Here is a 24,189-nt window from a genome sequence, read left to right as displayed (position 1 = left end):
AGCGAATCCCGGTGCCAGTACGATATTTTTCTGACTAATAATATTTCATTTATCTAACAATTTCATTTACTTAACACACTCATTCATTTAACAATTTCATTTACTTTCAAATTACCTAAATTGGAAAGCCGATGCTTCATTTGTTATCGGCTGCAACAGGATACAAAGTTAAAGGTTCACCAGTATTTTAAACCCGCCATAAGCCATGCGCCTGTAATCAAATAGATCCTGATCGCCGGATTCCATCATTTCTTTCATCCTTGGGTCATTCATAACTGCTTCGTTTATTTTGTCTCTTTGCTCTTTTGATTCGTAAACAATCCATGAAAAAATAACAACTTCTTCTTCAGAAGCATTAGCCGCTTTTTTGAAAGAAACCATTTCTTCAATATCCAGATCGTCTCCGATACATTCGTAATACTCTAAAGCGCCAAGCTCTTTCCATATCTGACTTGATTTTTGAGCGATTTCTTTGTATTTGCTTACCTTGTCTTTAGCGATGGGAAGTAAGAACCCGTCCACATATCTTTCCATACTTTCTCTTCTCCTTTGCCTTCTTTTTCTATTCCTTTGCCTTCTTTTTTCATTTTCCAGCCCATATTCTGGAGATACTGTCGCTGCGTTTTATTTCCAGAAAAATAAAAGTGTAACTCACAGCTCTGACCGGACTTTATACTTTGCTTTTTAGTAACTATGGTCTCTTTTATTTCCAGGATATTATTTTAATATCCCAGTAACTATTATTCAGATAACTATTCAGCTTATCTAAGATCAGTATCTGGATTTTGGTTAAACTGGCAGAAGTAATGTATGAAGAGCTGTTTTATCCCGTACCTTTTATTTAGAATTCCGACACCTTTATATTTGCAAAGAATCAGGAAGAATTTCGATGCACTGCGGCAGAAATAAATATTTCCAGCAGGATTAAAACCGTTAGAAAACTGATTTTTGAGATTTTTTAAAGCAGTATTACTTTACGTGCTCAAGTAAGGAAGAAATAATTTTTTGCTGGCTTAAAAAATGCTTTTTGAATCTTAAAAACATCTCTTTACTGTCATCCGATGGCAGCCGCTCGCTCATTTCTATCCATTTTCTGACGGTTTTTGATTCTTCATCAAACTCGTCCAGTTTTTCCGGTGAAAATTTCTCAACCATTTCTCTGGCAGATGAAACCCAGTCTATGTATCTTCTGAACAGCTCATCCTGCACAAGAAACTGATCCTGAGTCAATTTAAACCATCTGTAATGAAGAGCCGGGTCTTCAGACTGATCAAATTTCATGTCCGGATCATACTCCCACATCCTGGGAAGGTTAATTACACTGCATGCATCTATGCCAGTGTAAGGATCGCACTGGATAGGAACCATGTAAAAGAATTCACGTAAAGATTTGAGCATATCGTTGGATTCGGAAATAAGGTTATCAATTTGTTTTTTACCATCAATTTTCTTTCCAATCTCCTGAGACACTGCCATACACCTCTCAAAAAGCCGGATTTTGTCCCTTCATAGATCCTCTTATTGTTTCTTTAAACAGGTAACTTTGAGTAAAATGTTAGTAGAAACATTCATTTCTTGAAATAGCGAACTCTTTGTACGGCTTATTTTCATTAGAAAGCACAGATTGTCCTTGAGAAATTATTTTTTTCTTATTTATGCGTGGTTATCTGGGGCATCAATCTCTAAAAATCCCCACACATTTTTGAATATTTTTATTTGGAATACAAGTATTCGAATCCGATGTAAAGGTTAAAATTAGTCCTATTTTTATCATTATTATTCTATATTAAAGTAGTTTTGAAACAATGATCCTGAAAAATGCTTCCGTTTACGGACATCTAAAAGACCTATCATCTCTTTTCTTGATTTCGTGTTTTGGACCAACTATTTTCGTTTCTGAACAGAGGCGGATTTCGCAGACAGATCACAGAAGCTTCAGCGTTAATAATATTTTCTGTTCTGCCAGTTCCTGGGATATAGAATATTTTTGCTTTGTAGTAATTGCTGCGAATGCTTTTGGGCGAAACAAAACAGATTGGAGAATAAAACAGATTGGAGAATAAAACAGATTGCAGAATAGAACAGATTGCAGAATAATATACGGATATTCCTGTATTTTTCAGTCTTTTAAAGCAGGCTAAACCGCTGGAAAAAATCAAAAGAATTATATACAGAGGTAAAAGATTTTAAGCTGCCACATTTCTAAGTAATTCAGATAATATAAATTCTAAATACATTTTATTCTTAAATATAAATTTCCTTTGGAATTTGTGCTCATTAGAATTTGTATTCATATTAGAGTGACAGGAACTTAAGCAGATATATTATAAAAAAATTTTACAGCACTTCCAATTCATTTTATTTTAAATTAAAAATTTACAACTTAAAAAGTTGTTGAATAACGAATATCCAGCGATAAACAGGAACCAGTAAAATGGATGTAATATCATTCGTTAAATCTAGATTAAACAAGCCTGAGATTAAATATATTCTATTAATGTTTTTCAGTACACGAATAGTTTTGAGCATAATCGGTGTGTTATCCAGGAAGCTTCTGGAATCACATAGAGTGACTCAACGTATATGGACCAATAACATCTGGCTGGACATATGGGGAGTCTGGGATACAGGCTGGTACATGGACATTTCTCAGAATGGATATACTCCAAGGCCTCTGGAAGAATTAATTTCGCATCAAACAAATGTTGTTTTTTTTCCTTTTTATCCTATACTTATGAGATTTCTTGGCTCAACTATAGGAGACCAGTATACTGCCGGCTTTATAATATCCAATGTTTCTTTAATCGTCGCCTGTGTTTTTCTCTACAAACTTGTCAGGCTTGATTCAGACGAAAGCAGTGCCTTCAGATCGGTAAAATACCTGCTCCTTTTTCCTGTTTCATTTATCTTATCTGGAGTCTTCACCGAATCTCTTTATCTGGCTCTTGCCCTTATGTGTTTCTATTATGCCAGAACGGATAAATGGCACCTTGCAGGCATAGCTGGTTTCTTTCTATCTTTGACACGATCTGTTGGCGTCCTGATTTTCTTGCCTTTGATCTTTGAAGGTCTTATACCATTATTAAAAGAAAAAAGAAATTTAAAGTCCTTTAAAGAAGCCAGGGATAGGATATTACCTCTTTTTTATCTATTATTAATTCCCCTGGGAATAATCTCTTTCATAATTTTTAACTTTTATTTGACAGGAGATTTTTTAGCTTTTGTACATGGTCAGGCTGCATGGGGGAGATACCATATGAATCCTCTGGAAACCATTATTAATGGCTATGACGGAAATATGTTCACCCGTTTTGAAGCAATTTTTGCAACCATTTCTATTTTTATTTTCTTATTATTTTACAGAAAAATCCGATTTTCGTACTGGTTGTTTGGTATATATTCTCTTTTCATCCCGCTTTCTACTGGGATTCAATCCATGCCCAGATTTGTTCTCGTAATTTTCCCAATCTATATTCTTTTTTCAAGTATGACAAAAGACCGCATCAATGATGATCTTGTTACGATATTTTTTGCTCTTATGCAGGGCTGTTTAATGGTATTCTGGACCAATAGTTTTGATCTCGTGGTGTAAACAGTGAGATTTTGTTGATTATTTATATGGAAATTTTTCCGGTTAATTATTCTTCCATTCATAAATTTATACAGGAGCCAAAAATGCGCACTCAATATGAAATTACAGTCATTATCCCTACCTTTAACGAAGAGGTCAATATTGCTGGCATAATAGAGGCGGTTTACCTGACTCTATCAACAAATAAAATTCACGGTGAGATTCTGGTTGTTGATGATGAATCCAGAGACAAAACTATTAAAATTGTCCAGGACCTTACCCTAAAATATAATAATCTGAAAATAATTGTTCGGCACTCAGATCATGGACTTTCACAATCCGTAGTAGAAGGTTTCAGGCAGGCGAATTCGGATATCTTTATGGTAATCGATGCCGACTTTTCTCATCCCCCATGCCTGATTCCTCATTTTTATGATGAAATAAAAAAAGGAGCCGATGTCGTTATAGGGAGCCGATATACTCATGGGGGAGGAATTAAACAGTGGCCTCTTAAACGTAGAGTACTGTCTCTTGGAGCAACAGGTCTCGGAAGAATACTATTCCCGGAAGTTACGGACCCTGTAAGCGGATTTTTTGCTCTCAGGAGAGAAGTGATCGAAGGTTATCAACTTCGACCTCGAGGATACAAGATTCTTATGGAAGTTCTTGGCAAAGGTCAATGGAAATCGATTATAGAGATCCCATTTACTTTTACGGACAGACAGGAGGGAGAGAGTAAACTTAGTTTTTGCATTATAAGCGATTTTGCAAAGCAAATTCTAAACATCATTGCATACTCTTTTGTTTTTCGAAATAACCATGTATGGAATGAATGGAAGAAGCTGACAAGGTTTGGTCTCGTTGGATTATCTGGAGTATTTGTTAACACCGGCCTTCTGTACTTATTTACAGAATATCTTGGTCTTTACTATTTAATAGCCAGCGGAATAGCTATCGAGATTTCCATTCTCAATAATTTCCTTTTGAATGACTGCTGGACATTTAAGATAAAAGACGAACCGGATTTATATATACAGAACTGGTTTCACAGGTTCTTCTCTTTTCAATGCGTTTCAATTGTAGGGCTCTTAATTAATATGGGGATATTATATTTTCTGACGGATTTTTTTGGAATTTACTACCTTATATCGAACTTTATAGGAATATTGATTGTTTTTTTCTGGAACTACCTGGTAAACAGGAATTTAACATGGAAAGCAAAACTACATTACTAAAACAGATAGCTTTTCATAAATTGTGAGGTGGGACAGAAAAGTTACTTTAAAACAGAAAAGCTCCTTTAAAAAGAGATGCTGCATTTTGGCTTCTATGTTTGGACTTATATCTTTCTCTTACTTCTAACTTTACTTTCTTTCATGACTGATATTATCAATTACTCTCACATACTCTAAAAGTTTTACTCTATAGTTCTACTCAATAACGACTAAATATTACAAACCCTTATTTTTATCCGATTATAATGGTTGACAAATCACACTCTCGCATGCGGTATGAAAATTTTGCCGGAGCACTTCTATTTACTGCAGGTGTGCTGGCTTTTATGGGAATAATAACAGCTGAGACTCTTTATCCCGGATATAATACCGCTCAGAACACAATAAGTGACCTTGGTGCAAGCCTGCCCCCGAATAGTATTATTATCGAACCATCCGCAACCATTTTTAATACTTCAATGTTAGTCTCAGGGCTTTTGATAATTGCCTCTGCTTATTGCATTTATCACGCATTCAGGAGACCGGTTATTGCTTCACTTACAGGCCTTTTTGGGATCGGTGTGTCTGGTGTGGGAATCTTTGATGGAAGCTATGGGAATATCCATGCTATTTTTGCCCTTCTCGCCTTTCTTGCAGGCGGATTGTCAGCAGTTGCAAGTTACAGGATACAGGGAGCGCCGTTGAATTATTTTTCAGTATTACTTGGGGGAATCTCGCTTTTAGACCTTATTCTATACTACATCATGATGGACTCAAGCCCTTTTGCAGTTCTCGGGATTGGAGGGCTTGAGAGATGGGTTGCATATCCAATCCTGCTATGGGTTACAGGTTTCGGAGGATATTTGATGGGATATTCTCGATCGTAAGTACTGTACAGTCTCAATTGATATTTGAAATAACCTTGTATTATTCAAAAGTGCCCGTACCTTATTATCTTAAAATCCGTCTGTACCAATTTTTACCCGAGGAAAATAAAAGGCTATTAAAATACCATAAGATATTGTGAGAATACTAAAATTATAATTAAACATTTTATTTTCCGATAAAGATAATTATTCAAATGCTATATATTTAATATGCGTCTGGTTCAGGTACTTATTCCGGCGGGGAAGCGACAGCCTGTGCTGGCAGCGCTTGACGAGGAAGGAATAGACTATGCTGTTTGGGATGAGACTGGGAGAAGGGATTTTGAAGCCCTTGTACAGTTTCCTGTTCCTCCGATTGGTGTGGAACCTGTGCTTGAAAGGTTGAGAAAAGCCGGGGTTAGCGAGAACACATACACGATTGTTCTGGCACCCGAAACTGTAGTATCAAAACGCATTGAAACCCTGAAACGGCGCTACTCAGGAACCCGTATCTCTCGGGAAGAACTAACCGAACGTGCAGAGAACCTTGCACCTGAGACTTCTACATACCTTGCTTTTCTTATCCTGAGTACTGTTATCGCAACCGGAGGGCTCCTGCTTGATTCGGCTGCAACAATCATCGGGGCAATGGTCGTAGCCCCTTTGATGGGTCCTGCGATCTCTGCGAGTGTGGGGACTGTTCTCGATAACAGAAAACTTGCTTCAAGAGGAATAAGATTACAGGCTGGAGGACTTCTGCTTGCAATTGCAATAGGTGCACTGCTTGGAACCCTTTTGAGAGAATCCATACTTTTGCCTCCCGGCCTCGATATTCGTGAAATTTCCCAGGTAGCCGAAAGGACAAGCCCAAATTTCCTGTCCCTTTTCCTTGCTCTTGGATCAGGCATTGCAGGCGCTATAAGTATAATCAGGGGAGCAGGGTCTGCTCTTGTGGGGGTTGCAATTGCAATTGCGCTTGTTCCCCCTGCTGCAACCTCCGGGTTGGGAATTGCATGGGGATTGCCCGGGGTAGCAATTGCAGCTGCAGTGCTTGTTCTTGTCAACCTGCTTGCAGTCAATGTATCAGCCCTTATTATGCTCTGGGTTTCCGGATTTCGACCTGCAGAGGCAGAAGCAATCGGGCATGCTCGCTCCTCCGTGATCTTACGTGCTGTTTTCCTTGTCTCTGCGATTGCCTTACTCTCCATAGCCCTTGGGCTTGTTACTTATGCTTCTTTCCAGACAACTGTTGTTGAACAGGAAATAAACGCAGAAATAGTATCCATGTTCCAGGAACCCGAATATGATGAAATAGGCTTGACCCTTGAAGGAGTTGCAGTTGACTACAGGCCTGCAGCCCTCCTTTTAGGCGAACCTGTACAGGTATCCGTACTGGTAGGTCGCAGCGCAGGTCAGGAAGTCCCTCCTGACATAGCCCGCAAAGCCAATACCCGTTTGACAGAAGCCACAGGTGAGGATATTGAAGTCAGAGTCGGTTTCGTAGAGTCACAGCGTTTTCCATAAATGCTTACAATAACCGAATATTAGCTTTTCCGCAACCATATAATGTAAAGGTCAATCACCTCAAAATTTAACTGCTGGTTACTGCTGGTTTTATTTTATTCTGGTTAATAATAATAAATAGTCTGGTAACATATTTTTCATTATGCGTCTGGTTGAGGTACTCATTCCAAAAGGAAAACGAGACTCGGTGCTGAAAACTCTCGATGCCGAAGGTATCGATTACGCAGCCTGGCAAGAAACCGGAAGGGGAGACTTTGAAGCTGTTGTCCAGTTTCCAATTCCTCCAGTTGGAGTCGAACCTGTGCTTGAGAAATTGCGTAAAGCAGGAGTCGGGGAGGATACATATACAATTGTCCTAGCGCCAGAGATGGTGATTTCAAGGCGTATAGATACCCTGAAAGAGCACTATCCTGACCAGCGAATATCCAGAGAAGAACTAATTACGCGCGCACAGGATCTTGCGCCTCCGGTATCTACGTATGCCGCCTTTTTAATACTGAGCACGGCCATTGCGACTGCCGGGCTCCTGCTCGATTCGGTTGCCACGATAATTGGAGCCATGGTTATAGCTCCTTTAATGGGGCCTGCAATCTCCACAAGTGTAGGTACAGTTGTTTATGACCGGAAGCTTGTTACTCGCGGGTTAACCCTGCAGATAGCAGGCCTTTTACTGGCAATAGCAGTAGGTGCTCTTATCGGCTTTCTGGTCATGGAATTAGGTATAATGCCTCCAGGAATTGATATCCGTGAGATTTCCCAGGTAGCTGAAAGGACAAGCCCGAATTTCCTGTCTCTTTTTCTTGCTCTTGGATCAGGCATTGCAGGTGCCATAAGCATAATAAGAAATGCAGGGTCTGCCCTTGTTGGGGTTGCCATTGCAGCTGCCCTTGTTCCTCCTGCTGCAACTGCCGGGCTTGGGTTTGCGTTTGGGCTCCCTGCAGTAGCGATTATTTCGTCTGTCCTGGTACTTGTGAACGTTCTTGCTATCAATATCTCAGCTCTTGTCCTTTTCTGGCTTTCAGGCTTCAGGCCTCTGAGACCTTCGGCTGTTGGTCGAGCCCGCAAAGCTGTGGTATCAAACGTTATGGTTCTCGGAGTTGCAATAGCAATACTCTCAACCGTACTTGGGCTTGTAACCTATGTATCCTCACAGACTGCGCTTATGGAACAGCAGGCAAAAGCAGAGGTATCGGTTATGCTTAACGAATCCGAATATGAGGATATGAGGCTGGTCACCGAAAGTGTAGATGTCAGTTATAGACCTGCTGACCTGATTTTAAATGAGCCTGCAAGGGTAACTGTTATTTTGTATCGCAGGGCAGGTCAGGAACTGCCCCCGGGCATAGCCCAGAGAATTGACGACCACCTGACAGAATTCACAGGCAGGGAAGTAAGGGTAAGGGTCGGGTTCATAGAAGCCCAGCAGACTACTTAAGCTTCCTTTAAAAAACTAAAAATAGGTTGAATAGCAGATTTTCAACGCTATCAGACATTATTTATATCTTTTAAATAAATAGTGTCATGACATAGTCTTTTAATCAAATTTTTTTCGTGGCTTACAACAAGTACCCCAATGTTTTTCTCTTCAACTATACCCAGAACCGTACCCCAGATCTGAGCCTGCGTAATAGCATCCAGCATCGTGGTCATTTCGTCTGCTATTAGAAATTTAGTCTCAGGGCCCAGAGCTCTTGCAAGTGCAAACCTTTGAAGCTCTCCCCCCGAAAGTTCATTAGGCCAGCGGTTAAGCCAGCCTTTTTTTATTCCGAATGAATCCAGAATCTCCTGAGGGACATTATGCCCTTCATTTAGAATATCTTTCATTTTCCATTTCGGGTTTACAGCCTTTTCCGGATGCTGGAATATGAGCTGGACAGGGTTATATCCTTTTGATGGAATTCCTTTTCCATCAAGGCTTACCTTTCCCTCATAGTTATTTTCGTAACCAGCGAGTATTTTACACAGAGTTGATTTCCCACTCCCACTATCCCCGATCAGACCCAGTACCTCTCCACGGTCCAGAGAAATACTGATATTATTCAGAACCAGACTATTTTTTTTATACCCGAAACTGATATTTTCACCTTTAAGACACATTATTGCACCTCACAACCCCTCCATTCACCTTTTGAAATTGAGGAACGCCTTTAGAGCATAGTTCGTTCTTTTTTGAGCACCTGTCGTAAAAAATACATCCGTCAATGACTTCATCCTGCATTGGCTGATGACCTTTAATTGCCTGGAATTTATTCAGGGGAAGTGCATTCCAGAGTGCCCGGGTATAAGGATGTCTTAAGTTCTCACCATCGTTTTTGAAATCTGCAGCATTGGCTACTTCGAGGACAGTACCTGCATAAAAGACGGCAATTTTATCAGAAATCTTTAGCGCTGCCTCTATATCATGAGTTATAACTATTACTGCACAGCCTTTATTTGCCATGTCTTTGAAATAATCCAGCGTCTCGTTCAGGGTCTTTTCATCCAGTCCAGGAGTGGGCTCGTCTGCGATTACAAGGTTTGCAGAACCTATTACTGCAGTGGAAACCAGGACTCTTCTGGTCATCCCGCCAGAAAGCTCATGGGGATACATCCTTTCAACATTCTGTTTTAAGCCGTATCTCTGGAAAATTTCTCTCTGGAGCTTCTTCATCAAGCCTGCATTTTCTTTTTCAACACGCCCTATTACCTGATCGGAAACCTTCATTAAAGGGTCCAGGTAAGTTACTGATTGGGGGACCAGAGCTATTTCTTTACCCCTGATTTCTTCTTTCTTTTCCTGAGTAAGCTCTATGCCGTTGTATTCGATCTTCCCTTTAAGTACCGCATTTGAAGGCAAAATTCCTAAAATCGCATGGGCAAGAAGACTTTTACCTGAACCGCTTGATCCCACGACAGCCAGGATTTTTCCTCTATACGCCTCTATACTCAAATTGGAGATTACTTTTAATTCGGTCTGCCTGAGCCCTGAGGTATATTGAACAAAGGAAAGTGAGAGGTCTTTTACTTTTAACAGGGCTTCAGTTTTCCTGCTTTCTTCAGCATTAATTTCATATTTGCTTTTCATATTCCCACCTTTAAATTGAAATTTTACAAATACAACTCACTCTTGAGCAGTTTTCGGATCGATTATCTTTCCCAGGTTGTCTCCTATCATGTCAAATGCCAGAACAACTATCAGGAGTGACAAACCAGGGAAAAACGCAAGCCACCAGTATCCTGCTGACAGGTATTTCATAGACTCTGATAAAATGATACCTATTGCCGGCTCGTGCGGGGAAAGCCCAAATCCTAGGAATGTGACAGAAGCTTCGTGAAGAATAGCATGAGGAAACATCAAAATAGTGCCGAGCAATATCTGCGGAATTAAATGGGGCAGGATGTGTTTCGTAGCTATCCACCATTTTGATTTCCCAAGATTCCTCGAAATATTGATGTATTCCTGCGTCTTCAGCTGCTTGATTTCTGCTCTTACCACCCTTGTCAGGCTAGTCCAGTGCGTTAACGCGACACCCATAACGACTCCATAAGCCCCTCCTCCGAGTCCTATGGAAATGAGGATTATTAAAAGAAGGTGAGGGATCGAAAGGAACAGGTCTACCATCCAGGAAACAAATGAATCTGCAGCCTTCCCTGCGCTTGACAGCAGGCCCAGAACTACAGCCAGTACGGTACTGATTGTAGAGGCAAAAGCTCCGACCAGGATGCTTAAACCAAGCCCTTTGACGGTACGTATAAACATGTCCCTTCCCATCCAGTCTGTCCCAAACGGGTGTTCAGCTGAAGGGTTAAGGTTTTTTGAGCCAAAATCGGTCTTTAAGGAATCTTCATCCATAGTGACACTTGAAACCACTATCGTAAGCAGTAAAAATGATGTCAGACCTATTATCAGCAGGGTCTTCTGTCTCAGGTTCAGTTCCCGGAATACTCCTTTGTTAACTGTTGCAACAGCAGTGCTCATAATCCAGCCTCCTCTATAATGTTCATACTGTTGCCTCCTGCTGTTTTATTCTGGGGTCAACGAATTCGTAAATAATGTCAGCAATCAGGTTTCCGCAAAACACAAATATAGCGCTGAAAATGACTATCCCTAAAAGCAAAGGCACATCAGACCTTAACCCTGCCGCTACTGCTGCCTGTCCGATTCCCGGATAGGAAAATACCTGTTCAACCAGGACTGTTCCGCCGAACAGTTCGCTGAACCCTAAAAATTGCAGAGTAATTGCAGGAAGTGCAACGTTTCTGATCCCATGCCTTAATACCAGGTCCAGCCCTTTTTCACCTCTTGCTTTTGCGAATAACACATAATCGCTGGACAGGACTTCATTTAATTTTTCCCGGGTAAACATTGCGATCTGGGCTACTCCCAGTAAACTCAGGGTCAATGCAGGTAGAATTAAATGCTGTATCCGGTCAAAAAACGTCACATTATCAGCCGTAACCCCTATGGGTACACTCAGGCCTATCGGGAACCACCCAAGGCTTACGGAAAATATCATTAGCAGAACCAGCGCCAGCCAGAATGTCGGGGTGGCTGCCAGCACGTAACAGTAAGTTTTTATTGCCCTGTCAACCCATGTGCCCTTATTCATTCCTGCCACTATTCCCAGAATGAAACCCAGTACTCCTGAAAACAGCCATGAAATTGCCATAAGGACGAAAGATGCCATAGACCTTTCTTTAATTACGTCAGCTACAGGCATCCGGTAAATCAATGATGTCCCAAAATCCCCTTTGAGAATATTTCCTGCCCAGTTCAGGAACTTTTCCTGCGGAGGGGTATTGACTCCCCAGTATTCTTCAAGTTTGGCTTTATGCTCTGGACTGACTGTCATTTCCCCTATATAGGCTCTGACAGGGTCTATGGGCGAGTATTGAATAAGCATGAAACTTACAAAACAAACTACAACAAGAAGACTTACCAGCCTTATTACTTTTTTCCCTGCAAAACTCGCTATTTTTTCGGTATCCGGCACACACTTCCCTCACTATTGTCACTTGATGTTAATTTACTTTTGAATCATTATAATATTTGTTATTATTCTAACTACTATTCATACTTCAAGGTCGAAATAGACTCTCCAGATATTCCTGTGCATTTGCTCTCTTTACTCTCAATTATGATCGAAATAAAAAAACGAAAGAGGGAATTCAAAGCGCAGTTAAAAAAGTGAGAAAATTTCTCCCTTTAAAGAGAATCTCTCACTTTATCTGTACTTGTTTTAAACCACCATTTGCTCCGAATCACTGCTCTTTTTAAGTATCATTCATTTCTGAGAAGGACCGGTTGCGTTTGTCCTTGTCCACTCGTAGATATTTCCTAAGACATCCGATCCGGCATTTTTCTCCGGGGTTCCCATATCTACGGTTTCATCGACCGCGTAGAGATAGTCCATTGTTACAAGCCATAACCATGTGGCATCTCCTGCAGGCCCAAAGCCGGTGTTTCCGTCATATGCAGCTAACTGCCAGTTTTTGACAGCCTCATCCTGGTCTGAAGTTCTCAAAGCTGTTTCCAGATACCCGTCTACGACAGGATTGCTGTAAAGACCGGGGTTTCTGTATGTATCATCGGCTTCTTTAGTATGATATTGCTGGTACAGATTAAAAGTATCTATACTGCTGTAGGCGTATAAAACGGCTGAACTGTACTGGTTTGCGTATATTTCATCCCAGTTTGTACCGACAAGATTTATTTTTATACCCAACTTTTTCGCCTGTTCGCTGACAGCTACCGATAGAGCCTGCCTTGTCTGATCGGATGAAGAATAATACAGGTCAAATTCTGCTCTGGTTCCGTCTTTTTCGCGGATTCCGTCGCCGTCCGTGTCTTTCCAGCCTGCATCTTCAAGTATTTTTTTAGCTTCTTCAGGGTTTGAATCATTAACCCTGGCTTTCGGATTTCCAAAGGCTCTCTGATCCACACCTGTATACTCCACATCTCCCTTTCCGTATACTACCCCGTCAAGTATTGCTTTTCTGTCAATTCCCGTGTTTAAAGCTTTTCTAATTGCTATGTCCGATGTTACATCGTTGCCTACAGGGTCTCCTGCAAGGTTTTTTTTGCCGGTATCGTTCTGCATCGGGAAAGAAATTCCGAATGCTCTTGAGGAAGGAAGCGAGATTAAACCATAACCATTTATGGTTTGATTTGCATGGGTGATATCGACTTCAGCTATGTCTACTTTGCCGGACTTTGCAGCTGCAAATGCAGTGTCCTTATCCAGGAATAACATGGTTATTTTTTTAAAGTACGGCTTCTGTCCATAGTAATTGTCATTAAGCTCAAGGATTGCCTGCTGCCCTTTGTCCCACTGTACCAGTTTGTACGGGCCTGACCCTATAGGGCTTGCTCCATAGGTCCCTTTTGTATAGGCATGTTCAGGCACAATCCCAACATACCTTAGCCTCCAGATAAAACTGGACTGTGGCTCTTTTAGTTTGAATTCAACTGCCGTCTCATTTATTGCCCTGGCATTTTCAAGGTTACTCATGTCGAGTTCGGAATTACTTCCAATTGCAGTATTGAATGTAAATGCAACGTCTTCAGCTGTTAATTTCTCTCCGTCAGTGAATTTGACATCATCCCTTACATTTACGGTCCATGTCTTCCCATCAGGACTTACAGAATAACCTGTAGCAAGGTCATTTATGATACTGCCGTCATCAGCCGACTTGAAAAGAGTACTCTGTATTAATGGCTCAAAATTCACATGACCGCATCCCCATCCCAGAAGAGGGTCAAATCCTGTTTCCGGTTCCCTTGTGTGCGAATACACATTTACTACCAGTTCATCGGAAGCCCGGGAAGTTAAACTGGCTGATGCCGAACCTGACTCCGGTCCTGGTGCAGAACCCAGCTCAGGATCATCCGTCGAGCTGGATACGCAGCCGGAAGTGGAACTGATAATACCAATAAATGCTATAATTACTATTAATGTACCCACAGACAAATATTGCTGGTTTTTCTTGATCGGAACTCCTCCTGATATATTAATATCCTGAATACACTTAACTGAACACGATAGCGGTTTCCTACGAACCCGTGTTGAAATAACTGGAGTTTTTGAATAATATTATTACAGGAAATCTGTAGAAGTGTTACTCTTCTTCAAATTAATGTTAAATGATTAAAACCAATTTTCTATAAGTACCTTGCGATAAATATGTAATATTTAATCTAATTTTTAGAAAATTTAGTAATACTAAATCTAATTTTTAATTCCTGCTGGGTTTTTTTGATAAGTATTCTATAAATGAAAAATATAATTTTATGTTATCCAAACAGGGAGTCAATAATCTCCATTTTATTTCGTTATCAAAAAAATTTTTATCTCCGTACCCACCAATTTTATCCCGCCTATTGAATGAGAAGAGTCTTCTGAATAGTTTAAAAAAATAAGAGGATCTGAGATGTTCACTCAAATCCCTGTTTAATCTCATGCCCGTTTCCATTCCAGGATGCTGCCAAAGATATCTGCCCCATGGGGCTGTATTTTTGGAGTTCCGATATCCAGGTCTTCATCCATTATGTAGACATAATTAATGGTCGCCATCCACATCCAGGAAGCATCCCCTTTTTCGGAAAATCCTGTTGTCCCATCCCATGCAGCCAGCTGCCAGTTTTTATTAGCTGTTTCCTGGTCAGGACTGGTTATGGCTGTTCTAAGGTAGTTGTCCACAGCAGAATTGTTATACATTATTACGTTGTTACGGGTTGAGGGATCGTAGCTCTTACTATAGTATCTTAAGTATACGTCAGTCGGGTCCAGTGATCCGTAACCCCAGACATTTGGAGTCGAATAGCAAAGGGAGTAAATTTCATCCCAGCTCTTGCCCTCAACTTTAATGTTTATACCCAGTTTTTTAGCTTCCTCACCCACAGAAACCGCTAATGCCTGCCTTTCCTGTGCATTTGCGGGATACAGGAGGGTAAATTCGGCTTTCAATCCGTTTTTCTCAACAATGCCGTCTCCGTCAGTATCAGCCCAACCGCCTTCGGTTAAGATTTTCTTTGCCTCCTCTATATTTCCGTCTTCGAAGATAGCTTCCTTATTACCCCAGGGCAGTTTGTCCACGCCTGTAAATTCTTCTTTTCCCTGTCCGTTCAGGGCCCCTTTAATCAGTGCCTGCCTATCTATCCCTATATTCAGGGCTTTTCTTATTGCAGGGTCAGAAGTTACGTTATTTCCAGTTGCATAGCCGTTTTCATTTTTCTTGCCAGTATTCGGATTCATCGGGAAGCTGATTCCACGGGCATCAATAGAGTCGAGAGAGACGATTTTCATCCCATCTACTTCCTGATTGGCATAAGATGCCGGAATTTCAGCAAGATCGACCTGTCCTGCCTTTGCTGCTGCAAAAGCAGAGTCCGACCCCATAAAAAGCATTGTTAACTTTTTAAAGTACGGCTCCTGTCCGTAATAATCCTGATTTGCTTCAAAGATTACCTGCTGCCCTTTGTCCCACTGCACAAATTTGTATGGGCCCGAACCTATCGGATTGGACCCGTAAGTTTCAGCGCTGTAAGCATGTTCAGGGACAATGCCAAGAGCCACCAGTTTATTGATAAAGGTAGACTGAGGGTCGTTCAGCTCAAATTCAACGGTATAATCATCGGTTGCTGTCGCCTTTTCCAGCATAGATAAATCTATACTGCCACCTGTATTTGCTGCCGTGTTAAATGTGAATGCCACGTCTTTGGCTGTTAAAGGCTCTCCATCATGAAACTTAACGTCGTCCCTTATTGTAACGGTCCACTTAAGTCCATCATCGATAACAGTATAATCTGTAGCCAGGTCGTTGATCAGATTTGCCTTACTGTCCCTTTTGAAAAGTGTGCTCTGGACAAGAGGTTCCCTGCTGTTTCCCCATCCGGTAATCGGGTTAAATCCTGTTTCCGGCTCTCCTCCATGGGTCCCTACGGCTACAACCAGTTCTTCAGATGCCGGAGAATTCAGTTCTTCAGAGCCCTGAGATCCCGTTTCTCCGGCAGCCCGGAAATCCGGACCAATGAATTCGGAATCTGCTGCAGGGCTGGACATTGAGTTGATAACTGCAAATGCTGCCATAATCAGGATTAGTGATCCTATGAGCAAATATTGCTGGTTTTTCTTAATCGAAACTCCTCCTAAATTGTAATTTAACTTAAAATCTAAATTCTTTAACAGTAATCCCTGAACCAGTATTGTACTGGGCGGAACGCTTACCTCAAATAATACTAAATTTCGTAAAACCACTTCTAAAGTATTACTTTTTAAGCAATTATTATGATTTGATACTTTAAACTACTTTAGCTATATATACTTTCCGAAAAAAACGTGTTACAAAAATAACCATTTTCTTATTTTAGTTAAGACTAAAAACAATTTTTTGTTCCGAAGATGTTTAATTACAAGCGTTATCGAGCGAAAATGAGCCTGAAATGCGATGTTTCAAGAAATTACCAAAAGGCATAACTCAGTTAGCTAAACTCAAAACCAAAAATTGTTTAAGCAATTTAAAAACAAAAGTTTAATAGAAAGAAATGCATAAGTTCAGATGCTTCCAGATTACTAAAAAACCCCTTTTTTCTTGTATTTATAAAGGGTTTGATAATTTTCCAGCAAGAATTCCATCCCCCAAAAAAGGGCTCATTTCAGGCCTTTTCTGGCCAAATAACGGAAATTTTTGCCCTATTCGCGAGCAAGATCCACTAAAACAAGGATTGAAACCAAGAGCCGCGACATAACCGCATTATTCATTTTTCCATTCGCGAGCAAGATCCACTAAAACAAGGATTGAAACCTCAGTTTCATTCATTCCTAGTATACTGCTAGAAACAATTCGCGAGCAAGATCCACTAAAACAAGGATTGAAACAAACTGATTTTTATATCGTTGCCTCCGATGAGGCGCGATTCGCGAGCAAGATCCACTAAAACAAGGATTGAAACGACATTTATTCACTCTCCTTCCTTTCTTTTCATTCATTCGCGAGCAAGATCCACTAAAACAAGGATTGAAACATTAAAACAGTAACTGCAAAAAGATCCAGTGCATATTCGCGAGCAAGATCCACTAAAACAAGGATTGAAACGGTGATATTATGAAGATATATTCAACAACTGAAATACAATTCGCGAGCAAGATCCACTAAAACAAGGATTGAAACTTAACAAAGAAAAAGGCTTGTACAGGTATGCAGACATTCGCGAGCAAGATCCACTAAAACAAGGATTGAAACTTAATTATGCCGTCAACCTCACTACCTGTTTCCAGTGATTCGCGAGCAAGATCCACTAAAACAAGGATTGAAACGGATCTGAGTACACTGCTGATGATAAACATCTTCGTATTCGCGAGCAAGATCCACTAAAACAAGGATTGAAACATAATAATCACCTCCTCTTATTTTCAACTGCCATCCTATTCGCGAGCAAGATCCACTAAAACAAGGATTGAAACTACCCTTTGTAACTTACAGAATTTTCTATCGTATCTAATTCGCGAGCAAGATCCACTAAAACAAGGATTGAAACTAGAGTTTGAAAAGTTGTGCCAAACCTTCCAAACTATTCGCGAGCAAGATCCACTAAAACAAGGATTGAAACCACTCTGTACGAACAATATCAATAACTTTTTGAATATTCGCGAGCAAGATCCACTAAAACAAGGATTGAAACGAAAATTACAATAAACGCACCAACAGCACCTATAGATTCGCGAGCAAGATCCACTAAAACAAGGATTGAAACATTACAGCTTCCTGCTTTCCCCAGGTTGCTTTATATTCGCGAGCAAGATCCACTAAAACAAGGATTGAAACCATATACTGTCACAGTAGCATCATATCTTTCTCTATTCGCGAGCAAGATCCACTAAAACAAGGATTGAAACTCTCTACGTCATTCCCCGCGGGGTTAGTTGCTGTTAATTCGCGAGCAAGATCCACTAAAACAAGGATTGAAACTATAGACCAGGGGATTGATACTAAGGCTGAAGGATTCGCGAGCAAGATCCACTAAAACAAGGATTGAAACACGGCTGCAAAACAAAGAATATCTTTTATTTTTGAATTCGCGAGCAAGATCCACTAAAACAAGGATTGAAACACCAGAAACTACCCCAGAAACCTCAACCACTCCCCATTCGCGAGCAAGATCCACTAAAACAAGGATTGAAACCAAGATCACTTCTGGAGTTTATCTCATGCCCTCTTATTCGCGAGCAAGATCCACTAAAACAAGGATTGAAACAAGAGCTTGTCGCTGAGATCGGGGCGGCTATGTTATATTCGCGAGCAAGATCCACTAAAACAAGGATTGAAACTTTTAGATGTCCCAGACACCAAAGACCTCTTAACTGATTCGCGAGCAAGATCCACTAAAACAAGGATTGAAACTCTAAATGTCAAACGTAGTATATGACCGGATTACTATTCGCGAGCAAGATCCACTAAAACAAGGATTGAAACTATTCGGTTGGGGTAAGTGTTTCACCGATTAGTTATTCGCGAGCAAGATCCACTAAAACAAGGATTGAAACAAATGGATCAGTTACATGCTTGGGGTCCAGGCGAAGAATTCGCGAGCAAGATCCACTAAAACAAGGATTGAAACATTTTCCTGAGTTATTGGATGCAACTGTCAAATTAAAATTCGCGAGCAAGATCCACTAAAACAAGGATTGAAACTTGGCAATATTCTGTCAAAATCTTTTTACAATCGTATTCGCGAGCAAGATCCACTAAAACAAGGATTGAAACCAAACGTGTACCAGGATCTATAGCCCAAAATATTAATTCGCGAGCAAGATCCACTAAAACAAGGATTGAAACCCATGTAATAAAACCGGGTGCGGATAATATAGGAGATTCGCGAGCAAGATCCACTAAAACAAGGATTGAAACAAACTACGAGAGGAAATATTACAATCTTAACAGACATTCGCGAGCAAGATCCACTAAAACAAGGATTGAAACTTGTGCTGCCATAGTAAGTAATTAGCTTTAATAGTATATTCGCGAGCAAGATCCACTAAAACAAGGATTGAAACAACAGCAGCAGACCGAGAAGACTGCCTTTCTCGTTATTCGCGAGCAAGATCCACTAAAACAAGGATTGAAACATGTTACAGATAGGTTATATCCGGCTTATGGATATATTCGCGAGCAAGATCCACTAAAACAAGGATTGAAACCTATGCAGGGTGAACATAGTAATGTATAATTTTGAGATTCGCGAGCAAGATCCACTAAAACAAGGATTGAAACTCAGACGGACATCTAGGGTACGGGCACCAGTCATACTGATTCGCGAGCAAGATCCACTAAAACAAGGATTGAAACTTCACTCTCCTTTCCTTCTTCAAGTTCCCTTATCCTATTCGCGAGCAAGATCCACTAAAACAAGGATTGAAACTGTAATTAACGCTCACCTAAAAATGGGTGATGCTTATTCGCGAGCAAGATCCACTAAAACAAGGATTGAAACAAGAACTTGGTAGCGAAGGATTCACCGTGAAGCCAAAATTCGCGAGCAAGATCCACTAAAACAAGGATTGAAACGAAAACACAAAGAATTTTGTGATAGGTGTAATGAGATTCGCGAGCAAGATCCACTAAAACAAGGATTGAAACATACTGGATATCCACTCATTTCAGATAATTTTCTTGCATTCGCGAGCAAGATCCACTAAAACAAGGATTGAAACGGGTGTTCGTCTGGGAGGTTATGGTATGTGCTTCAGGAATTCGCGAGCAAGATCCACTAAAACAAGGATTGAAACAAGAGTTCATTGAGAATATAAGCCTGGATTTCATAATTCGCGAGCAAGATCCACTAAAACAAGGATTGAAACTAAAATCTTTCCGGGAATTTGGTTTTTATTTCTTTATTCGCGAGCAAGATCCACTAAAACAAGGATTGAAACATGGTTGGTGACCCGGGATGCGGTAAAAGTCAGAATTCGCGAGCAAGATCCACTAAAACAAGGATTGAAACACTCTTGCTGACGGCGGTGTCTGTTGTGCAGATGATTCGCGAGCAAGATCCACTAAAACAAGGATTGAAACAAAGCTCCTGGGAGTGTATCAGCCTGATACATCATTGATTCGCGAGCAAGATCCACTAAAACAAGGATTGAAACAGTGGGAATAATAATACAGGAACGATAGTTTCCAAATTCGCGAGCAAGATCCACTAAAACAAGGATTGAAACATACTGCTACACCAATAGCGAAATCGTCCGAATTAATTCGCGAGCAAGATCCACTAAAACAAGGATTGAAACCTAATACAAGATTTTCCATTCTCTCGACATCTATTTATTCGCGAGCAAGATCCACTAAAACAAGGATTGAAACATCATGGAATGATGGATTATGAAGAAGGATTTTTTCATATTCGCGAGCAAGATCCACTAAAACAAGGATTGAAACCCCGGAGAGCGTTGGCATGGGCTTTTGTAGTCTGAAGATATTCGCGAGCAAGATCCACTAAAACAAGGATTGAAACCTGTATAAAAACGGGGTCTAATCCTCGTTTTCTTTTTTATTCGCGAGCAAGATCCACTAAAACAAGGATTGAAACCAGTAAACCAAATCCCCTGGATGCGCTGAAGGAGTATTCGCGAGCAAGATCCACTAAAACAAGGATTGAAACTGTAGAACCATCTGGCAGGTATTTCTTAACACCTGATTCGCGAGCAAGATCCACTAAAACAAGGATTGAAACACCACTTCCAGGAAAGAATCAACGCAGGAGAGCTGATTCGCGAGCAAGATCCACTAAAACAAGGATTGAAACATTTCTGACTTCCCGCTTCCATTTCTCGAGCTCTCCATTCGCGAGCAAGATCCACTAAAACAAGGATTGAAACAACTTCAATGTCCCTGCGTCATCTCTCAGCCCTGAATTCGCGAGCAAGATCCACTAAAACAAGGATTGAAACGAAGTTATGATATAAATAGTTTCCGCAAATTAAATTATTCGCGAGCAAGATCCACTAAAACAAGGATTGAAACATCATGGGTTCGTTTGTATCATCTCTCACAATCAAATAATTCGCGAGCAAGATCCACTAAAACAAGGATTGAAACTACGTGGCTTCAGGTGATCCTATCGTAATTAGGAGATATTCGCGAGCAAGATCCATTAAAACAAGGATTGAAACTCAGTGGATCCCCTGACCTTTTACCAGGATGGAAAATTCGCGAGCAAGATCCATTAAAACAAGGATTGAAACCTTCGATGTTTTCTCCTCTGATGATATTGATAAGATTCGCGAGCAAGATCCATTAAAACAAGGATTGAAACTATACCGTATTATTCGAAACGTTTATTATCCCGATGATTCGCGAGCAAGATCCATTAAAACAAGGATTGAAACTTTAGTAGGTACACAAACCCGTACAGTTGAGGATGGATTCGCGAGCAAGATCCATTAAAACAAGGATTGAAACACAACCTTTTTTAAGATTCAAATACGGCGGAGTTATTCGCGAGCAAGATCCATTAAAACAAGGATTGAAACCTTATACTAAAATTTATATAGTTTAGACTGTATGTAATTCTTGATTAAGATCCATTGAAAAAAGGATTGAGATATGAGAATTACAAAACGTTCCATACTAATGATTGTCACAATTATGGTTTTTTTAAATACATTGGGCACGATTGAAAATTATCATACTATAATACCTGTACAGCGTTTAGAAAATAATTATTGTGTAGAATATGAGATTAATAAAAATTTTAAATATATTAATTATCACGAAAATCTAATGTTTATCAATAATAATAGTGCAAAAAATGTATCTTATGATGAAGTTTTGGAATTCATTTCTAAAGATCAGACAGATAAAACAAGATATGTTAAAGATAAATGGAATTGCGTAAACTATGCTCAAACAGTTCATAATAATGCTGAAAAACAGGGAATAAGATGCGGCCTGGTTGAAGTCAAATTTAAGAATCTAAGGGCTACTCATGCATTTAATGTTTTTAATACAACTGATAAAGGTTTAGTTTTTATAGATTGTACCGGATCAGAAAATAATTACAATCTATATGGCGATAAACAGATTAACTTAACTTTAAATGAACCTTTTAGAGGTAGATACTTAAATAATCGTGGATCTTTTAAAAATGAAAGTAAAATCGCAAAATCAATTAGCATTTATTTTTAAAGCGATAATTATTAAAAGGATTTCAATCTTCCCGCCTGTAAGAAGACATCTGCCTGTAAAGAAGCCGTTCTCTTTCAGGAATTCTGACCGGAAGCTGTAACTGGATAAAAACCCCCAAAACCTGAAATAGGGAAACTCAAATAATTTATTCTGGTGAATTATTCATGAAAAATACTTTCGAGAAGGTTTACCAGTTGAAGCTTTCCATGAAAGGCATTACTCCTCAGATCTGGCGGAGAATCCAGGTGCCGGAAAATTATACTTTTCTTGATCTTCATAAGACTATCCAGGCTGTAATGGACTGGGAAGATTATCACCTGCACGAATTCGAGATGGTAAACCCGAAGACTGGTATGCTTGACAAAATTGGGGCTGAAGGAGATGATTTTGAAGCTTTTGGAGGGCCTATCGTACCGGAAAAGCAAACAAAACTCTCTAACTACTTTACGCTGGAAAACAAGGAGGCTCTATACACCTACGATTTCGGGGACAACTGGAAGGTAAAAGTCAGGCTTGAAAAAATCCTTCCTCGAAAAGAGGGGGTAGAGTATCCCATCTGTACTGCAGGAAAAAGGGCAGCTGTTCCGGAAGACAGCGGGGGGATATGGGGCTATAAAGAGATGCTGGAGATCCTTAAAGATCCTGAGCATGAGGAATATGAAGACACTGTGTTATGGCTGGGAGAAGGTTTTGATCCCGAATACTTTGACCCGAAAGATGTTTCTTTCTGAACCGAAATACTTCCTGGCCTGGAGATACGCCACAGGTTAAGGGATTTTTTTCTATTTCCTTTCTGTTTCCTATTTTCCTTCTGATACCTGATTTGAAGAGCTGTTAAAACATAAGGCGCTGTTAAATATAATCAGATAAACGATAAGGCTGATTATTTTTTAGTCAAAGAAATCAGGTGAGATTTTTATGAATGCAGTACCACCAGAAGGGAAATACCACCAGAATTCCAGCACTGCCGAGAAAAAATAGTCGGTTTTCTAAAGAATCACGCGATTGATAGAAAACTTGTCAAGGCTAAAGTGATTTATCAGCTTGAAGAAGGCAAACTGGAAGGGGTTTATTCCGATGAAATATTTTTTTCAAACCTGGTACAATCCGAGCACGGTTTTCGGTTCGACATGACCACTGTTACCTGCGGAAAGATATATTTTCTGGCTTCTGATGAGAGAAGGGGTAAAGTTAAAAAAGATTTCAATGGTGTAAAAGCGTATTTCGGTACGAGCTAGCAGAACACAAAAGTACCTCAGCAATAACCGGAATAATGAGGCAGGTCTCATCGACTGTCCGTGACTATACAATGGAAGGCATTGCTCACGGAGTTTATAATTTGCAGCTCGAAAATAGGCAGTTAAGCTTGAAAGAACAGCAACTGCTATACAGGGATATGCCCGCAGATAATGAGAATTATCTTCCGGTTGCTTTCGATGCAAAAATAAGGTTCTATCTGGAAAATAAGAAGTTGGGGTTTGAATATATTCCTGCATATTATGATTTTGAGCCTGAGAAGCTTACAAGGACATTAGCTAAGGACTAGTATCCTTCTTTTGTGTTAAAAGAGCAGTAAAACTAAACTTTTCTTAAATAATAGATCAGGAAAAATGAAAAAATTATAAATTACTGCTCTTATTAAAACTTTAGTTATTTGTTGACCAGAATAAAAACAGGGATGTTTCGAAGATTAGACAGTTCGAGCACAATAAGATGTTTAATATTGGTTTTTAGATTTGAAATTACTTAATAATCTGCTGAATGTCAGGGAAAATAGCCTTTAAAACGGTAACAGCCGCTAAAACAGGGCTTGAAACATCATACTAAACTTTATATAATTTAAACCGTA

At 40.0% G+C, this 24,189-nt stretch carries 17 protein-coding genes and 1 CRISPR repeat array; of the genes, 9 read left to right on the top strand and 8 right to left on the bottom strand.

Translation table 11 applies throughout. The annotated features are described in order from the left end of the window. Positions 1–168 precede the first annotated feature (168 nt). Positions 169–534, bottom strand: coding sequence for a DUF1428 domain-containing protein (locus RSJ42_RS06120; protein ID WP_410509789.1), 366 nt, complete (start codon positions 532–534; stop codon positions 169–171). 435 nt (positions 535–969) lie between these two features. Further along, positions 970–1,476, bottom strand: a complete 507-nt coding sequence (locus RSJ42_RS06115; RefSeq protein WP_410509788.1) for a hypothetical protein — start codon at positions 1,474–1,476, stop codon at positions 970–972. Between the two features lie 1,093 nt (positions 1,477–2,569). Between RSJ42_RS06115 and RSJ42_RS06110 the strand changes: the two genes are divergently transcribed. From RSJ42_RS06110 to RSJ42_RS06090, 5 genes are all read left to right on the top strand, one after another. After that, complete coding sequence (locus RSJ42_RS06110; protein ID WP_410509787.1) at positions 2,570–3,592, top strand: hypothetical protein; 1,023 nt, start codon at positions 2,570–2,572, stop codon at positions 3,590–3,592. Positions 3,593–3,675: 83 nt separating this feature from the next. Continuing rightward, positions 3,676–4,806, top strand: coding sequence for a glycosyltransferase (locus RSJ42_RS06105; protein ID WP_410509786.1), 1,131 nt, complete (start codon positions 3,676–3,678; stop codon positions 4,804–4,806). A 245-nt stretch (positions 4,807–5,051) separates the two neighbouring features. Then, positions 5,052–5,672, top strand: coding sequence for a DUF998 domain-containing protein (locus tag RSJ42_RS06100; RefSeq protein ID WP_410509785.1), 621 nt, complete (start codon positions 5,052–5,054; stop codon positions 5,670–5,672). Positions 5,673–5,882: 210 nt separating this feature from the next. Further along, positions 5,883–7,175 (top strand): TIGR00341 family protein, encoded by a 1,293-nt coding sequence (locus RSJ42_RS06095; RefSeq protein WP_410509784.1) that lies wholly within the window; start codon positions 5,883–5,885, stop codon positions 7,173–7,175. 142 nt (positions 7,176–7,317) lie between these two features. Further along, complete coding sequence (locus tag RSJ42_RS06090) at positions 7,318–8,610, top strand: TIGR00341 family protein (protein WP_410509783.1); 1,293 nt, start codon at positions 7,318–7,320, stop codon at positions 8,608–8,610. Between the two features lie 50 nt (positions 8,611–8,660). Here the strand turns inward: RSJ42_RS06090 and RSJ42_RS06085 are convergent, their stop codons facing one another. The 6 genes from RSJ42_RS06085 to RSJ42_RS06060 form a co-directional block, all read right to left on the bottom strand. Then, on the bottom strand, positions 8,661–9,272 hold the full coding sequence (locus RSJ42_RS06085) for an ABC transporter ATP-binding protein (protein WP_410509782.1): 612 nt from the start codon (positions 9,270–9,272) through the stop codon (positions 8,661–8,663). Further along, on the bottom strand, positions 9,262–10,239 hold the full coding sequence (locus RSJ42_RS06080; protein WP_410509781.1) for an ABC transporter ATP-binding protein: 978 nt from the start codon (positions 10,237–10,239) through the stop codon (positions 9,262–9,264). Before RSJ42_RS06080 ends, RSJ42_RS06085 begins: the two co-directional genes overlap by 11 nt. A 36-nt stretch (positions 10,240–10,275) precedes the next feature. Then, on the bottom strand, positions 10,276–11,133 hold the full coding sequence (locus tag RSJ42_RS06075; protein WP_410509780.1) for an ABC transporter permease: 858 nt from the start codon (positions 11,131–11,133) through the stop codon (positions 10,276–10,278). Positions 11,134–11,155: 22 nt separating this feature from the next. Then, the gene (locus tag RSJ42_RS06070) at positions 11,156–12,148 is read right to left on the bottom strand and encodes an ABC transporter permease (RefSeq protein WP_410509779.1); all 993 of its coding nucleotides are present in this window, start codon (positions 12,146–12,148) and stop codon (positions 11,156–11,158) included. Between the two features lie 291 nt (positions 12,149–12,439). Next, complete coding sequence (locus RSJ42_RS06065; RefSeq protein WP_410509778.1) at positions 12,440–14,119, bottom strand: ABC transporter substrate-binding protein; 1,680 nt, start codon at positions 14,117–14,119, stop codon at positions 12,440–12,442. Between the two features lie 492 nt (positions 14,120–14,611). Then, positions 14,612–16,243 carry an ABC transporter substrate-binding protein gene (locus RSJ42_RS06060; protein WP_410509777.1) on the bottom strand — a complete coding sequence of 544 codons (1,632 nt, stop codon included), beginning with the start codon at positions 16,241–16,243 and terminating at the stop codon, positions 14,612–14,614. Between the two features lie 605 nt (positions 16,244–16,848). After that, positions 16,849–21,685: a CRISPR direct-repeat array (repeat unit 37 nt; unit sequence ATTCGCGAGCAAGATCCACTAAAACAAGGATTGAAAC). A 73-nt stretch (positions 21,686–21,758) separates the two neighbouring features. On the opposite strand from RSJ42_RS06060, the gene RSJ42_RS06055 reads away from it, so the two are divergent. The 4 genes from RSJ42_RS06055 (at position 21,759) to RSJ42_RS06040 (ending at position 23,886) form a co-directional block, all read left to right on the top strand. Beyond that, a complete protein-coding gene (locus RSJ42_RS06055; RefSeq protein WP_410509776.1) occupies positions 21,759–22,340 on the top strand; it encodes a hypothetical protein in 582 nt (193 codons plus the stop codon). A gap of 164 nt (positions 22,341–22,504) precedes the next feature. Continuing rightward, positions 22,505–23,071: a plasmid pRiA4b ORF-3 family protein gene (locus RSJ42_RS06050; RefSeq protein WP_410509775.1), complete on the top strand. Its 567-nt coding sequence runs from the start codon at positions 22,505–22,507 to the stop codon at positions 23,069–23,071. Between the two features lie 300 nt (positions 23,072–23,371). Continuing rightward, a complete protein-coding gene (locus tag RSJ42_RS06045; protein ID WP_410509774.1) occupies positions 23,372–23,578 on the top strand; it encodes a hypothetical protein in 207 nt (68 codons plus the stop codon). 35 nt (positions 23,579–23,613) lie between these two features. Continuing rightward, positions 23,614–23,886, top strand: coding sequence for a hypothetical protein (locus RSJ42_RS06040; protein WP_410509773.1), 273 nt, complete (start codon positions 23,614–23,616; stop codon positions 23,884–23,886). Positions 23,887–24,189 lie beyond the last annotated feature (303 nt).

This window comes from Methanosarcina hadiensis (assembly GCF_046529725.1).
Lineage (GTDB): Archaea > Halobacteriota > Methanosarcinia > Methanosarcinales > Methanosarcinaceae > Methanosarcina > Methanosarcina hadiensis.
This window is presented reverse-complemented; position numbering and strand designations above follow the sequence as displayed.